The sequence below is a fragment of the Helicobacter sp. MIT 21-1697 genome (assembly GCF_026241255.1).
Taxonomy (GTDB): Bacteria; Campylobacterota; Campylobacteria; order Campylobacterales; family Helicobacteraceae; genus Helicobacter_C.
In genome coordinates, this window is record NZ_JAPHNC010000001.1 from 20,308 (window position 1) to 35,563 (window position 15,256).

The 15,256-nt window shown below is 37.1% G+C and carries 18 protein-coding genes; 3 read left to right on the forward strand and 15 right to left on the reverse strand.

Translation table 11 applies throughout. The annotated features are described in order from the left end of the window. Positions 1-15 precede the first annotated feature (15 nt). Positions 16-816, forward strand: a complete 801-nt coding sequence (locus OQH61_RS00130; RefSeq protein ID WP_266025197.1) for a MetQ/NlpA family ABC transporter substrate-binding protein — start codon at positions 16-18, stop codon at positions 814-816. 144 nt (positions 817-960) lie between these two features. Here the strand turns inward: OQH61_RS00130 and OQH61_RS00135 are convergent, their stop codons facing one another. Beyond that, positions 961-1,308 carry a hypothetical protein gene (locus OQH61_RS00135; protein ID WP_266025198.1) on the reverse strand — a complete coding sequence of 116 codons (348 nt, stop codon included), beginning with the start codon at positions 1,306-1,308 and terminating at the stop codon, positions 961-963. Between the two features lie 147 nt (positions 1,309-1,455). Between OQH61_RS00135 and OQH61_RS00140 the strand changes: the two genes are divergently transcribed. After that, on the forward strand, positions 1,456-1,953 hold the full coding sequence (locus tag OQH61_RS00140) for a flavodoxin (protein WP_266025199.1): 498 nt from the start codon (positions 1,456-1,458) through the stop codon (positions 1,951-1,953). 30 nt (positions 1,954-1,983) lie between these two features. Here OQH61_RS00140 and OQH61_RS00145 read toward each other — a convergent pair whose 3' ends face one another. The 6 genes from OQH61_RS00145 to OQH61_RS00170 form a co-directional block, all read right to left on the reverse strand. Beyond that, the gene (locus OQH61_RS00145; protein WP_266025200.1) at positions 1,984-2,325 is read right to left on the reverse strand and encodes a branched-chain amino acid transporter permease; all 342 of its coding nucleotides are present in this window, start codon (positions 2,323-2,325) and stop codon (positions 1,984-1,986) included. Beyond that, positions 2,315-3,010, reverse strand: a complete 696-nt coding sequence (locus OQH61_RS00150; RefSeq protein ID WP_266025201.1) for an AzlC family ABC transporter permease — start codon at positions 3,008-3,010, stop codon at positions 2,315-2,317. Before OQH61_RS00150 ends, OQH61_RS00145 begins: the two co-directional genes overlap by 11 nt. A gap of 1 nt (position 3,011) precedes the next feature. After that, entirely contained in the window at positions 3,012-4,655 is a 1,644-nt protein-coding gene (gene argS, locus OQH61_RS00155; RefSeq protein ID WP_266025202.1) for an arginine--tRNA ligase, read from the reverse strand. Then, positions 4,655-4,903: a twin-arginine translocase TatA/TatE family subunit gene (locus tag OQH61_RS00160; protein WP_266025203.1), complete on the reverse strand. Its 249-nt coding sequence runs from the start codon at positions 4,901-4,903 to the stop codon at positions 4,655-4,657. The genes argS and OQH61_RS00160 overlap by 1 nt, the downstream gene beginning before the upstream one ends. A 71-nt stretch (positions 4,904-4,974) precedes the next feature. Further along, positions 4,975-5,595, reverse strand: a complete 621-nt coding sequence (gene gmk / locus OQH61_RS00165) for a guanylate kinase (protein WP_266025204.1) — start codon at positions 5,593-5,595, stop codon at positions 4,975-4,977. Beyond that, positions 5,592-7,400 (reverse strand): hypothetical protein, encoded by a 1,809-nt coding sequence (locus OQH61_RS00170; RefSeq protein ID WP_266025205.1) that lies wholly within the window; start codon positions 7,398-7,400, stop codon positions 5,592-5,594. The genes gmk and OQH61_RS00170 overlap by 4 nt, the downstream gene beginning before the upstream one ends. 78 nt (positions 7,401-7,478) lie before the next feature. On the opposite strand from OQH61_RS00170, the gene OQH61_RS00175 reads away from it, so the two are divergent. After that, on the forward strand, positions 7,479-8,042 hold the full coding sequence (locus OQH61_RS00175; protein WP_266025206.1) for a phospholipase D-like domain-containing protein: 564 nt from the start codon (positions 7,479-7,481) through the stop codon (positions 8,040-8,042). A 2-nt stretch (positions 8,043-8,044) separates the two neighbouring features. On the opposite strand, the gene fliR is transcribed toward OQH61_RS00175, so the two are convergent. The 8 genes from fliR to OQH61_RS00215 form a co-directional block, all read right to left on the reverse strand. Then, the gene (fliR, locus tag OQH61_RS00180) at positions 8,045-8,821 is read right to left on the reverse strand and encodes a flagellar biosynthetic protein FliR (protein WP_266025207.1); all 777 of its coding nucleotides are present in this window, start codon (positions 8,819-8,821) and stop codon (positions 8,045-8,047) included. A 5-nt stretch (positions 8,822-8,826) separates the two neighbouring features. Further along, positions 8,827-9,075: an exodeoxyribonuclease VII small subunit gene (gene xseB / locus OQH61_RS00185; RefSeq protein ID WP_266025208.1), complete on the reverse strand. Its 249-nt coding sequence runs from the start codon at positions 9,073-9,075 to the stop codon at positions 8,827-8,829. 9 nt (positions 9,076-9,084) lie between these two features. Beyond that, a complete protein-coding gene (gene guaB / locus OQH61_RS00190; protein ID WP_266025209.1) occupies positions 9,085-10,530 on the reverse strand; it encodes an IMP dehydrogenase in 1,446 nt (481 codons plus the stop codon). A 19-nt stretch (positions 10,531-10,549) separates the two neighbouring features. Then, positions 10,550-11,893, reverse strand: a complete 1,344-nt coding sequence (gene gatA / locus OQH61_RS00195; RefSeq protein WP_266025210.1) for an Asp-tRNA(Asn)/Glu-tRNA(Gln) amidotransferase subunit GatA — start codon at positions 11,891-11,893, stop codon at positions 10,550-10,552. Positions 11,894-11,971: 78 nt separating this feature from the next. Then, positions 11,972-13,045 (reverse strand): chorismate synthase, encoded by a 1,074-nt coding sequence (gene aroC / locus OQH61_RS00200; RefSeq protein WP_266025211.1) that lies wholly within the window; start codon positions 13,043-13,045, stop codon positions 11,972-11,974. Next, positions 13,042-13,764: a ribonuclease III gene (rnc, locus tag OQH61_RS00205; protein ID WP_266025212.1), complete on the reverse strand. Its 723-nt coding sequence runs from the start codon at positions 13,762-13,764 to the stop codon at positions 13,042-13,044. Before rnc ends, aroC begins: the two co-directional genes overlap by 4 nt. Further along, positions 13,757-14,197 (reverse strand): ribonuclease HI, encoded by a 441-nt coding sequence (gene rnhA / locus OQH61_RS00210; RefSeq protein ID WP_266025213.1) that lies wholly within the window; start codon positions 14,195-14,197, stop codon positions 13,757-13,759. The genes rnc and rnhA overlap by 8 nt, the downstream gene beginning before the upstream one ends. Further along, positions 14,172-15,254 carry a hypothetical protein gene (locus OQH61_RS00215; RefSeq protein ID WP_266025214.1) on the reverse strand — a complete coding sequence of 361 codons (1,083 nt, stop codon included), beginning with the start codon at positions 15,252-15,254 and terminating at the stop codon, positions 14,172-14,174. The genes rnhA and OQH61_RS00215 overlap by 26 nt, the downstream gene beginning before the upstream one ends. Between the last annotated feature and the right edge of the window lie 2 nt (positions 15,255-15,256).

The following is a 15,256-nucleotide window of genomic DNA, read 5'->3' on the forward strand; positions in this document are numbered from 1 at the left end:
ATTTAAGGAGAACAAATGAAAAAATTATTGACTTTTATTTTCATAGGATTAGCATTTTTTGGTTGCAATGATAATAAACAATCTGCGAATAAGGCAGAAAAGATAGTGCTTAAAGTGGGTGCAACTCCTGTGCCTCACGCGGAGATTCTGGAATTTATTAAACCTGATTTAGAAAAAGAGGGCATTGATTTGCAAATCGTGCAATTTACAGATTATGTAACACCCAATATAAGTTTAAATGATGGCTCGCTTGATGCGAACTTTCATCAACATAAACCTTTTCTTGATGCGCTTAAAAAAGATAAGGGGCTAGATTTAGAACCTATCGCAAGCATTCATATTGAGCCACTTGGGTTTTATTCACATAAATTTAAAGATGTGGATTCTATTCCTCAAGGTGCGACTATTGCCATTCCTAATGATCCAAGCAATGGCGGGAGAGCACTTCTTTTGTTGGATTCTAGGGGTGTAATAAAGCTTGCAGATTCAAGTAATCTTAATGCCACGGAGCTTGATATTATTGAGAATCCAAAGCATATCAAAATTAAGCCTGTTGAAGCAGCGCTTTTGCCACGCACACTCAATAGTGTTAATGGCGCAGTGATTAATGGTAATTACGCACTTCAAGCAGGATTAAAAAGCTCTGACGCACTTTTTTTGGAGGGCTCACAATCGCCTTATGCCAATATCTTGGTTGTGCAAAGCGCAAGAGTGAATGATGAGAATCTCCAAAAGCTTAAAAAGGCTTTGCAAAGTCAAAGGGTAAAGGATTTTATTGAGCAGCATTATCAAGGCGAGATTGTGTCTGTATTTTAAGCAAGTCTTTTTCAGCTTGGGGAATGTGCACCGAGATTCCATAAAGTATATGAAGCCTTGATTCCGCCGAGTAAAGCGGTGGTAGCAACAGGATTGCTCCCTTGAGAACCAGCTGGGTCTCAATCATTATTCATTGAGAATCCATCAAGTATAAAGTTGTTTTGATAAAAAAAGTCCGCCGCTAATGCTAATATTTGCAGGGTCTATCTCACCCAGAGTAGTGCTTCGTAGCTGTGCGTTATCAAATTGCACATTGGGTAGGATTCTAAGAATTGAGGTAATATCGCCATTGCCACTTGGATTAGATAATAAAAATGATTGCGATAATGTTTTATCACTTTGATAGGTTTTTGTTTTATCTGGAGCAATTGCAAGTGAAGCGGGGAGTTTGACATTTTTTATAGTTTTATCTGAATATTCATTCCCATCGCTAAAGAGTATGTAAGGAGAGCATAATAAGCATATTTTTATAAATGTAGCATCTATTTTCATTATTCTTTAACCCTATAAAAAATATTTAATTGTAAAAATATAATACTTAATACAAAATAAAAATCATTATTATTTTATATATATTTTATTTTGTATTATCTTTTATGGTGTAGAATAAAAAGCATTTTTATATACTAAGGAGTTACTATGAAAAAAATTGGTTTATTTTATGGAAGTGATGGCGGCACTACGCAAGAAATTGCTCAAAGCGTTGCCGATAAATTAGGTGATTGTCAAATATTTGATGTTGCCTCAAGCAAAGCAGATGATTTAAACGCATTTGAGAATCTTATCTTTGCTACACCCACTTATGGTTCTGGCGATTTGCAAGATGATTGGGATAGTTTTCTCTCTGGTATTGATGAGAGTGTTTTTGCAGGGAAAAATATTGCTCTTTTAGGGCTTGGAGATCAAGAAATTTATAGTGAAACTTTTTGCAATGGTATTGCGCATATTTATGAAAAAGTATCAAAACAAGGAAAAATCATTGGACAAACAGATACCGATGGTTATACTTTTGATGAGAGTTTGGCAGTTGTGAATGGAAAGTTTGTAGGTTTAGTCATTGATGAAGTTAATCAAGAAGATAAAACAAACCAGAGAATCCAAAAATGGGTAGAAACGCTTAAGGGTGCTTTTGCATAATTTTTAAGCTTTTGCCTTAGATTTTTGATTCTAAGGCAAGAAATCTAAAATTGCACTTTGTATCAATGCCATATAAGTGATAGTTCCACATACAATGCTTAAGATAGGAATCTTAAAGCAAATATGTATTATGCTTACTACTAATACCGAAACCATCTCATTTAAGCCATAAGGTGAATGTGCCAAATTTGTATCTTTAAGACAATATATAATGAGCATTGCAATAATTGCGCTTGGTAGCACTTTACCCAAAGAGACAATAAATGCAGGTGTGGATCTAGCAAATATTATAAAAGGCAAGAAGCGACTTAAGAGAGTATTGAGTGCGATGAGCGCAATAAGAGCAATTGAGTGGTATATTTCAGGCGACATAAGGCTTTTTCCATAGGCTTAATATAATACAAATCCCCACAAGAGCAGGAATCAAAAACTGCTGTGCTCCAAAGATATAGAGACATATAAGACTTATAGCTATGCCAATGAGTGCGGGGGTTCGCATAGTTTTATTGTGCCATTGCTCAATAAAAATTACAACAAAAATAGCACTCATCACAAAATCAAGTCCTTGATGGTTAAAGTGAAGATGCTCGCCAAGTAAAGCACCAAGAGTGCAGCCTATAATCCAATAGCTTTGATTGAAAGCAGCAATAAAAAAATCAAACCATTCTTTATCCACTCCTACTTTAGGGGATTTAAGATTAAGAAGTGCAAGTGTTTCATCAGTGAGAGAGTAAATCATATAATAACGTTTTTTGCCCATATGCTTAAATCTTTCTAGCATACTTATGGAGTAAAAAATCTGCCGCGCATTAATCATAGAAACAAGCACAAAGCTTTCCCACAATCCAGCTCCACTTGCTATGAGCCCAACAGCAATAAATTGTGTTGTGCCTCCATAAATCGCTACTGCCATTATAGCTGCCCATATCGCACCATAGCCTGTTTTTTGCAATAAGATTCCAAATACTGCACCCATAAAAATATAACCAAGCATAATGGGAATCGTATGAGGAAAAGCATCTTTGAGTGCGGCGAATATTTGTGTTTTTGAGGACATATTACATTTTAGTTTTTGCACAAATGCCAAGTAAAGAAAGCCCAAGTGTGATGCTTTGGCTCACAATCATAAGCACATAAAGGAGGCTTTTTTCATTTGGACTTTGCAAGATTTTATGCGCGTTATAAAAGCTATGGAATGAAGCGCAGAGACTTTTAAGATATTCGCATATTTTTTGAATCTCCCTATCGCGAAAGCTTGATTCTATAACTTGTTTGAGGCAGAGGGCTTCAAACAAAAGTGCTTTTGCTTGTTCATTTATATTGAGTTGAGTGAAAGTATGTGCAATATCGTGCATACTTATTCCTGATTTGTCAAAAAGCGTGTAGATTCTCGCATTAGCATAATTGATATAATAAATCGGATTGCTCGCATCTTCTTTTTTGAGATCATCAACATCAAATTCAAGGTGCGTATCAGGTTTTTTAGAGAGGAAGATAAAACGCAATGCATCAGAACCAATATCTTCTACTACATCTTTCATTAGGATAAAATTTCCCGCGCGTTTGCTCATTTTATAAGGTTGCCCACCTTTAAGGAGGCTTACCATTTGAGAGAGTAACACTTCAAGTTTGTTCTCATCATAGCCTAAAAAATGAATAGCTGCCTTTACGCGCGCAATATAGCCGTGATGGTCAGCTCCCCAAATATTGATATAATGCTCAAAAGGACGATGAAATTTATCCTGATGATAGATAATATCTCCGGCAAGATAGGTTGGCTCACCATTCTCACGCACAATAACGCGGTCTTTTTCATCATTGATTTGTGAGGAAGCAATCCATATTTTGCCCTCTTTGGTATAAATGCCTTGATGAGATTTTAAAGTATTAAGTGTATCTTGCCACCTGTCATAAAGGGATTTTTCACTCACAAAGCAATCAAAGCTAATCCCAACTTGAGCAAGATTCTCTTTAATCTCTTGAAGTATCATATTCTTGCCAAATTCTGCAAGAGAGGATATAGAATCTTCACTTTTAAAAACATCTTCGCCAAAGTGTTGCGCACATTGCTTTGCCAAATCAATAATATATTCGCCTTTATAGTAACTCTGTGGATATTCTACTTGAGTCTTAAGGATATGTTCTTTTCCTGCAAGAAAAATGGATAGCCCAAGCATATCAATTTGTGCTCCCGCATCGTTTATATAATATTCTGTGCATATTTCATAGCCCAAAAAGCGTCCTATACGAGCAAGTGCATCACCATATACAGCACCTCTTGCGTGTCCAATGTGAAGTGGTCCTGTGGGATTAGCACTGACAAATTCAAGCAAAATACGCTCTTTTGGTGTGTGAATATGGTGTGTGTCTTGTAGTGTGTTAGAACTTATAGAATCTGCTTCAAAGGACATAAAATGCTGCATTTGCTTTTGCGCGATATGTTGAAGAAAAGTTGTAGAGAGTGTGAGATTCACAAAACCATTGAGGGCTTGCACTTTTTCAAACTCTGTATGGTTTGCAAGCGTGTTGGCAATCTCTTCTGCGATAAGTTTAGGATTAGTTTTTTGAATCTTGGCAAGATTAAAGGCAAGGGGCGTAGCAAAATGCCCTAAGTCTTTGTTTTTTGGTTTCTCAAGCACAATATCAATTGTGTTTTCAATATGCAATGCACTTTGGAGAAGGGCTTTGATATGGTGGTGCATCAAGCGTCTTGTTTGTGAGAATCTGCGGGAGTTTTTGATACATTCTCATTTTTAGATTCACTTTGTTTGATTTGAGATTTTGTATTTTCTTCATTTTGACCATCTTCCTCATCTTCTTTGACAGCCTTTTTGAAGTTTTTAATACCACTTCCTATTCCTTTTGCAAGCTCTGGAATTTTTTTTGCACCAAAAAGGAGCACAACAATGAGCAAAATAATCAATAACTGCCATAAATTAGGTGGTGTCATAGAATCTCCTTTGATAAAATTAGGGTATTATACCAAAACTCGCCTTGAAATCTTAAACTTATCGCGTAATCTTACCATTTTTGGATAATCTTACTCAAACGCTCAATCTGTTGGTATTTGAGCGAACGCGCAATGGCAATCATAGCTTCTTTAGCGGTAGTAATATCATCATTAATGATAAGATAGTCAAAATTATGGATATGCTGCATTTCATTATGGGCTTGGATAAGACGAAATTCAATAGTTTGAAAATCATCTGTTTGACGCGCAATCAGTCGCTCTCGGAGAATATCTTTGTTTTTTGTTGTAATAAATACAGACTTGGCAAAATCCCCAAAATATTCCTTAATACTATGATGTCCTTGCACATCAACATCAAAAAGCACAATTTTGTCTTCTTCAAGTGCTTGTTGAACGGGTTTGAGTGAAGTGCCATAAAAATTTGTATGCACCTCTGCCCATTCTAAAAAGACATTATTATGAATATCTTGTAAAAAATGTTCCTTGCTCACAAAATGATAATGCACGCCGTCAATCTCGCCTTCGCGCATAGGGCGCGTAGTTGTTGAAATAGAAAAATACACATTGGGCATAGATTCTATAAGAGATTTTGTTAATGTGCTTTTGCCACAGCCACTTGGTCCAGAGATGATAAGCACTGCCCCCTTTTGTGCTGTGCAATCTTGGCTCATTTGCTTTTGTCTTTAAAGCTAATATTAATTGTTACTTCAAGCCCATCAAGCATTGATTTAAGATTGTTAGAACTTAAACTAGAAATGCTACTTTGCACAGAGTTTGCTATTATATTTTTCACAATTTCTTGAGATTGGTGCTGTGAATCTTGAGATTCCTCTCCTTGTGTTTGGGTATCTTGGCTTTGCTCTTCCTCAATACCTTCAAGTTCTTCGCCTAAAGCGTGTGCCACATCAGGCTCTTTGAGTGAGGCAAAATCTTCTTGTGTCTCATTGCTTTCAAGTGCGCTAAGGGCTTGAGATACTTCGCCTACTTGCTCTTCATCAAGCACAGATTCTTTATCTATCTGTTCGCTTTCACCTAATGTATCTTCCAACTCAATGTCTGTGCTTTCATTTGTATTTTCCTTGGGTGTATCCTCATCTAAAAGTGCAATACTCTCTACATCATCAAGCAAATCATTTTCTAATGTATCTGCATTCTCTTGTTTTGTCTCATTCTCTTGGTCAGATATGGAATCTGTGTCTGCAAGGGCATCTTGTAAATCTAATTCCTCCGTCATTTCTGCTTCATCTGCTTGTAGGGAATCTTCTTCAAGCGCTAGTTCTTCGGTTGGGGGTGCAATATCGTCTTCGTTTTCTTGTGTTTGTTCAAGTAAATCTTCGGAAGATTCTTCATCTATATCTTCCTCATTTGCAATATTTTCGGGCAAATCTTGCGTGGTATCATCGGTTATATTTTCTGTTCCTGTGGCTTCTAATTCTTCTAATAAATCCGATGTTGCACTTTCTTGTGCAGCATCTTGGGCGTGCTCTTTCGTATTTGAATCCCCCAAATCCTCTAAATCTTGCGCTTCATTTAGCTCTTGTGTTATATCATCATCTGCCTCATCTACTGCTTTCTCTATGTCGTTTTCGGATTCAGTATTCTCTGCAATATCTGCTTGAGTTGGAGTATCTGTTAAAACCTCATCTTGCTCTAGCTTTTCCTCTGCGGGTATATCATCTAGCTGCTGGGCTTCATCTGTGCCCTCTTGTGCTTGTTCTGCATCTCCAATTTTGTCAATATTGCTTAAATCAAGCTCAACATCTAAATCATTCTCAAGGACAGAATCTTCCTCCAAAGTGGCGTCATTAGGCTCTGGCTCTTCTAAACTTGCCTCTTGTTCTGCATTTGTATCTTTAACATCTTCAAGTGAGACTTCTTCGCTCGTATTTTCAACCCCTTCTTCTTGTGTAATTTCTTCTTCTACACTTTGTGCGTTTTCCTCATTTGGGGCTTGTTCTTCTTGATGAGATTCGGTATTAGCCTCAGGTGTTGTATCTTCTGATGATGTATGCTCATCAAGTGCGCTATCTTCAAGGAGAGAATCTATTTCGCTTAAGCCCTCATCAAGATTATCAAGGCTTAAATTTGCACTCTCATCGCCTATATCTTCTATAATAGATATCTTATCAGATTCTGATTCCACGTCTTTTTGTGTTTCTTCGTGTCCAAGCTGCGCTGTAAAAATATCTAAAATGCTCGTTGGTAAAAATGGTTTTTGCACATAATCATCAAACCCTGCAATACGCTTACCTTGCTTATTGTAGATAAGACATTTTCGCTTGGGTTTGAGGGCATTGAGATAGGTTTTTGCATCAAGTGAAAGGCAATCATCATCAATAATCACATAGTCATATTGTTCTAAATCACCCATTTCATTAGATTCTCTAATACTTGTAAGGTTTGCCCCAGCCTTCTTAGCTGTAATTTCTACAAGTTTCTGAACAATTTGATTCGTGTTGATTAGTAAAAATTTCATATGAACTCCCACTTTTATTGCATTTTTTGTGATAGTAATTTAAAATTATATCTAAATCCACGCTACAAAAGGAATAAAATGCAAGAAAAAATGACAAAAATATATAGAATCTGTTTGATTGTGGGGATATTGCACACCATTTTATGGGGTACTTCATTGCATTCCTCTGATGATATGCTTTATATCCTCCCTTATGAGCAAGAACAAGCTATTAATACGCTTAAATCTGCACTTAAAAATGCTCAAAGCGAAATTAAAATTAGCATTTATAGTTTTACAAACAATGACATTGCTAAAATCCTGCGAGATAGTGCCAAAAGAGGTGTTCAGATTTCTATTATTTTTGATAAGGAGAGTAATGTAAAAAATGATACTTCAGTCATTGGCTATCTTGCTAAATATAATAATATTTCAGTATGTCTTTTAAGTGGTATGCGCGCTAAAAATAAGCGCTATTATGGCATTATGCACCAAAAAATGGCGATTATAGACAAGAGGATACTGATACTTGGTTCAGCAAATTGGAGTAAAAATGCGTTTGAAAATAATTTTGAAACCCTCCTTGTAAGTCGTAACGAACACTTTGTGCAAAAGGCTCTGCAAGGTTATGAAAAAATGACAAGGGCGTGTGTTGGATTTTAATCCTACTGCCCTAAAAAAAGTTTCCCCACTGCAAAAAAAGCATTTTTAAGTTCATTTTTGAAAGCATACATAATCGTAGAAATTGTGAGCACAAGCACAACAAAGGCAATGGCAATTTTTACAGGAAAACCTATGGCAAGGAGATTGAATTGTGGGTGAGTTTTCATAATCATACCAAAAATAACATCAGAAAGCAGGATAATTGCAAGAATAGGAAATGCCATAGAAAAGCCCACAGCAAAGATATTGCTAAAGGCTTTGACAAAATAAGCTGCACTTTTTGGTTCAAACACAAAGCTACCTAATGGGGTAGCCTCAATACTATGGGAAATAATAAGAAAAATAGTATGATGAAAATCAAGGCTTAAGGCAACAAGCAAACCTATAAGAGCAATAAGCTGCGCTATAATAGGTTTTTGCGCTCCACTCACAGGGTCATACGCACTTGCCATAGTGAATCCCATTGTGAAACTAATAATTTCACCGCCAAAACTAAGCATTGCAAAGACGATTTGCAAACAAACAGAAGCAATAAATCCTAACATAATTTCAAAAAGTGCAGCAATCATAAACTCTACCATACTCATATCGGGCAATGTGTAGCTAGCGAGAGGAAAAAATGCCACACTCATAAAAAACACCATTGCTGCGCGAATATGAATATTGATAAGTTGATTGTCAAAAAATGGAAAAAACGCAAATACTCCGCCAAATCGTGCAATTAATAATAAAAATACAGCAACACTATTTGGTTGGGTGAGATAAGCGACAAGCTCCATAGAATCTAGTCTTTAAGCTCTTGATATTGTAATTTAGCTTGCTCTAAAATTTCTTGGGCATTTTTAAGACTTTGCATTCCTTGCTCATAAAGGGCGAGAGATTCCTTAAGGGTAATTTCTTGGGCATTGAGTTTGCCTAGCACCTCTTTAGCGCGCTCAAGCATACCCTCAAAGTCTTCTTCTTGTATCGCTTCGTTTTTTTTATTTTCAACATTGGTTTGTGAGATGGTTTTTTGTTTTTTAGAATCTGCCATTTTATTCCTTTAGCCGTGATAATTTGGTGCTTCTTTGGTAATATCTACATCATGCACGTGAGATTCTCTAAGTCCAGCAGAGGTAATCTCTACAAACTCTGCCCTCTCCCACAAAGATTGAATATCTTTGCTACCCAAATAGCCCATTGAAGACTTTAATCCACCTATAAGCTGATGAATCACATCGCTTACTTTGCCCCGATAGGGCACTCGCCCTTCCACACCTTCAGGCACAAGTTTATCTTGCGCTGTGCCTTCTTGAAAATATCTATCCGAACTTCCTCGTGTCATTGCACCTATACTTCCCATACCACGATAGGTTTTGTATTGTCTGCCTTGATAAATGATTAAATCGCCCGGAGACTCTTCAGTGCCTGCAAGAAGACTTCCTATCATCACGCTTGAAGCACCAACTGCTAAAGCTTTAGCAATATCTCCTGAATATTTTATGCCACCATCGGCGATAATGGGGATTTTATGCTTTTGGGCAATTTGAGAGCAATCATTAATTGCTGAAATTTGGGGCATTCCCACACCAGCAACAATGCGAGTGGTGCAAATGCTACCTGGACCAATGCCTACTTTTACTGCATCAGCTCCTGCATTAATAAGGTCTTGTGTGGCTTGAGCTGTTACCACATTGCCCACCACCACATCAATGGAGAGTTTGGATTTAATGCTCTCCAATGTTTTAATGACATTAATAGAATGTCCGTGTGCAGAATCTAGCACCAACACATCAGCTCCTGCATCAGCAAGTGCTTGTGCCCTTTCAAACTGCTTCACTCCAATAGCTGCACCAACTTTTAATCGTCCAAAATTATCTTTGCAGGAATGAGGATATTCTATACGTTTTTGAATATCTTTAATTGTAATAAGTCCTTTAAGCATATAATTTTCATCAACAATAGGGAGCTTTTCAATTCTATTTTTGTGCATAATTTCTTTTGCTTCTTCAAGTGTAGTGCCTATTTTTGCTGTAACGAGAGAATCTTTTGTCATTAAATCGCCTACATATTTATTTAAATCTTGTTCAAAGCGCATATCGCGGTTAGTGAGAATCCCGATGAGTTTGCCATATTCATCAACCACAGGCACACCAGAGATTTTATAATTATCTGTCATTAATTTTGCATCAGCAAGGGTGTTATTCGCGCGGATATAAATAGGGTCAATAATAACCCCGCTCTCGCTTTTTTTTACACGTTTGATTTGCTCTACTTGTGAGGCAATATCCATATTTTTGTGGATAATGCCAATGCCACCAAGCCTTGCCATAGCAATGGCAGTGCGACATTCAGTGACGGTGTCCATTGCCGCACTTACAAGAGGAACATTCAGTGAGATATTTTTACTTAAAAGAGTTTGGGTATTTACTTCTTGGGGGAGGATTTCAGAATATGCAGGGATAAGTAAGACATCTTCAAAAGTGAGAGCTTTTTGTTTTATTTTCATATTTTACTCCTTTATAAGCTTAATTGTTTATTTCTTTTTCTAGTCCATAGGCAATATTGAGAATATTCTGTTCTTTGAATTTTGCGCCAATAAACTGCATACCAATGCTTAAACCATTTTTATCTTTGCTCACAGGCATACACAGGGCGGGCAATCCTGCCAAATTGACACCAATAGTATAAATATCGCTTAAATACATCTCTAAAGGTGAATGCGTTGAGCCAAACTTGGGAGCTACACTTGGAGCAATAGGCAAGAGAATACTATCGCACTCATTAAAAATAGATTCATAATCTGCACAGATTTTCTTTCGCACTTGTTGTGCTTTGAGATAATACGCATCATAATAGCCACTACTCAGAACAAAGCTTCCAAGCAGAATACGCCGCTTTACTTCTTCGCCAAAATATGCACTACGCGTATTAAGATATACATCTTTGAGATTTTTTGATTCACTTCTTGTGCCATAGCGGATTCCATCAAAGCGCGCAAGGTTAGAGCTAGCCTCTGCGGTGCAGATAATATAATATGCCGAGATATGATAGCGTGTATCAAGCATAGATTTTTCAACAATGGTATGCCCCATAGATTCTAACATTTTAATTGTATGATTATAGGCTTCTTGTATTTGGGGCGTAGCGTCTTTAAGAAAATCCTTTAATATAGCAATCTTGTAGCGCGCATTTGGGTCAAGGTTTTTAAATGTACTAAGAGGAGGGAGATTTGCACTTGTAGAATCTTGTTTGTCATATCCACTTATGGCATCAAGCAAAAGTGCGGCATCTTCCACATTTTGCGTAATAGGTCCGATTTGGTCTAAACTTGAGCTATAAGCAATGAGCCCATAGCGACTTACTCTCCCATAGCTTGGCTTTAACCCTACACAACCACAGAATCCAGCAGGTTGTCGTATTGAGCCTCCTGTATCACTTCCAAGTGAGGCAATAGCAAGCCCAGCTGCCACAGCAGCAGCACTTCCTCCACTGCTTCCACCGGGCACACGCGAAGTATCAAGGGGATTTTTCACTCTCCCATAACAACTAGATTCTGTTGTGCTTCCCATTGCAAATTCGTCCATATTCGCACGCCCGAAAGCACACATTTTGTTTTCGTGTAATTTTGTGATAACACTTGCATTATAAGGAGAAATGTAGCCTTTTAAGATTTTGCTTGCGCAAGTGATTTCCCAACCTTTGACATTAATATTGTCTTTTATGAGGATTGGCACACCACTTCCACTCTCATTAATTTCACCGATATAGGCATTGAGTTCTATGTTTTCTTTGACACGTTGGCGCAAGAGGGTTTTTATCTCTTTGAGTTCATTTTCGGATTTGTTTAGGGCTTCTTTGAGTGTTATCATTATTGTCTCCTATTGTGTTAAGGGAGTGTGATTATAGAATCTTCTTGCTTTAAAATAACTATAAAATGAATTTTGTTCTTACTCATAAATCTTTTTTAAAAAACAAAGCTGTGAAGTAGCGTGTAATAAAAGCATATCGGCAAGCACAAGTGCAACCATAGCTTGAGCAACTACACTCCCGCGCACTGCTACACAAGGGTCGTGTCGCCCTTTGATATGGCAGGTTTGCTCTTGTGAGTGTATATCAAGTGTCGCTTGAGGTATAAAGATGCTTGGTGTGGGTTTAAAATGTGCTTTGACAAGCAGTGTATTGCCATTGCTGATGCCTCCTAGAATACCACCACTATGATTACTCTTAAAGCCATTTTTATCCATTTCATCGTTATGCTCACTGCCTTGTTGTGCGCAAGAGCTGATTCCATCGCCTATTTCTACCGCTTTAACTGCATTCAGTCCCATAAGTGCCTCTGCCAAAGCTCCATCAAGACGATGATAGAGTGGCTCACCTAGTCCCACAGGAAGTCCATCTACGCGAATAAGAGCACTCCCACCAATGCTATCGTGTTCCCTCTTAACATTTTCAATAAGTGTCTTTTGCTCATCTTCACATTCTTTATCAAGTGCATAGATTTCACTTTCAAGTGCGTATGCAAAATCATATTGCTTCCCTGCAATATTGCCGATTGAGCATATACCGCTTTGAACACTTATACCAAATTCACGCAAGAGCATTTGTGCCACAGCTCCAGCTGCTACCCTTGCTGCACTCTCTCTTGCTGAACTTCTCCCACCACCGCGATAATCTCGGATACCATACTTTTTGAAATATGTATAATCAGCGTGTCCGGGACGAAAAATATCTTTAATATTGGCATAATCACTGCTTTTTGTTCCATTATTTGCTATCCACATACCAATAGGTGTGCCTGTGCTTAATCCTTCAAATACGCCACTTAGAATCTGCACTTTATCAGATTCTTTGCGCTGGGTTGCGTATTGATTGCGTCCGGGTGCGCGCCTTGCCATCATAGATGCTATAAAATGCTCATCTATACGCAATCCTGCAGGCACTCCATCAATGACACAACCAATCCCCTCGCCGTGAGATTCTCCAAAAGTGCTTACACGAAATGATTTACCAAAAGTATTCATTTTTGTTCCTTTGATGAGTTTTTGTTCATCTTTTCATAGAGTTTTTTATAGGCAATTTGTGCGCTTTTTTGCTGTGCTTCTTTTTTTGAACTCCCACTTGCTCTAGCATATTCTTTTCCCTGCACACTTAAAGCCACTTCAAAGTTTTTTTTGTGGTCAGGTCCGCTCTCATTAATGAGTATATAAGTTGGAATCTCACCATAGAAAGCTTGGGTAAGCTCTTGAAGGGCAGTCTTATAGTCCATAAAAAGAGAGGGCAAATCAATTTTTGTATAATTTTGTTCAAGTAAATCATAAATAATGGGCTGAATATAAGTAAGATTAGATTCTAAATAAATTGCACCAATAAGGGCTTCAAAGGCATTAGATAAAATAGAAGCTTTTTGTCGTCCTTTATTGTTTTCTTCGCTTTGTGAGATATATAAGTATGCTCCTAAATCAAGGGATTTGGCAAGTTTCATAAAGCCTTTTTCATTCACAATACACGCTCGTAATTTGCTTAACTCCCCTTCTTTGGCATAAGGAAATTTTTTAAATAAATATTCTCCTACAAGCAAATCTAAAACAGCATCTCCTAGAAATTCAAGTCGTTCATTATTGTATTGTTTTTTACAGCTTTTGTGCGTGAGGGCTTCAAGGAGAAGTTGTTGGTTTTGAAAAACATAGCCTATTTTTTTTTCAAGGAGCTGTGGTGATTTAGGCAAAATAGATTTATTCATCGGAAATTCCTTTATTTAAATAAAGTTGCGCACTTTCTTTGGCGAGTTTATCACATAGCTCATTTTGTGGCACTCCAGAGTGTCCCTTTACCCAATGTGCAATCACTTGATGAGGTGATGAAACTTGCAAATATAATTGCCATAAATCAGGATTTTTAACATTTTTAAATTGCTTGGAAACCCACGATTTAAGCCACACATTGATACCATCGCACACATAGCGTGAATCACTATATACATTTACAATACAGGGCTGATTAAGAGCCTTGAGAGATTCTATGACTGCAAGGAGTTCCATACGATTATTTGTTGTATGAGCTTGCCCACCTCTAAGAATTTTTTGTTTATCATCAAAAGAAAGTATGCCACACCAGCCACCAGCACCGGGATTCCCAAGTGAGCTACCATCACAATAAAGAGTAACTTGCTTCATTATCAATCTTTTGTATTTTATAGATTACATCGGTATTGAGCAATTCACCACAATGCGAACAACGTGCGTTTTCAAATGGAAATACTTGTTTGCAGCTATGACAGCGGTATTCAAAACTAAAATCTACGCAAAGTGTTGAATGTTGCTTTAAGATTCTCATATTTTCTAACTCAAAAATCTCACATTTTTTTGTATCTTGTATCCAGCCTTTTGCACGATAGACATCAAGAATCTGCGGATGTGTGATTTGCTCAATAGGCACATTTTTGCGCTCAAAATCCCATAATACATCAATAAGACTTGCTATATTTTCGCTTGTATTGACTTCTTCCCAAAAGAGCGAATGGCTTACACTTTTGAAAAAGAGCAAAATAATTTTTTCAAGTTTTGGCTCTTGTGTTTTGATTTCATTGAGCCTTTGAATCTTGCTTGATAGAGGTATCGCATATTGATTTATAAGTAAAAGTGTATGCAGATAAGCTTTATTAAGCGTAATTGTATAAAAAAAATGCTCCTGCATTGTAAGAGTAGAATCTGAATCATAAATTTCTTCAATACACTCAAGTGTGTCAATAGCATTTTTGTATTCACTTAGGTTTTCATAAGTTTTGAGCAAATAAATGAGCACTTGAGGATTTCGGGGATAGTTTTTGAGAATCTCTAAAAAAATATTTTTTGCTCTTTGTAAAAAACCGGCAGTATAATAAGCAATGCCGAGTTGTTGGAGAATCTCAATTTTTGATTTTGCGCTTTCTTTTGAATTATCAAGATTTTCCAAAATGCTCAAATAAATTTTAATTGCTTCTTGCGTATTACCGCTTTGGATATAGGCATTAGCGATAAATAATAAAGTAGGAATAGGGTTTTGCGAAAGCGCGAGAAACTCCTCTACGCCTCTACTAAGTCCAGCAAATTCATACGATTTAGTCAGGTTTTTTAAAGAACGTTTTTTTTTCTTTTCCTTGTAATGATTCTGTAAATAATCAATAAACGCAGCCGTAGCGATAAGAGATACAAAGATGATAATGCCAAAAAGTGGGTCGGTATAAGAGGGCATAA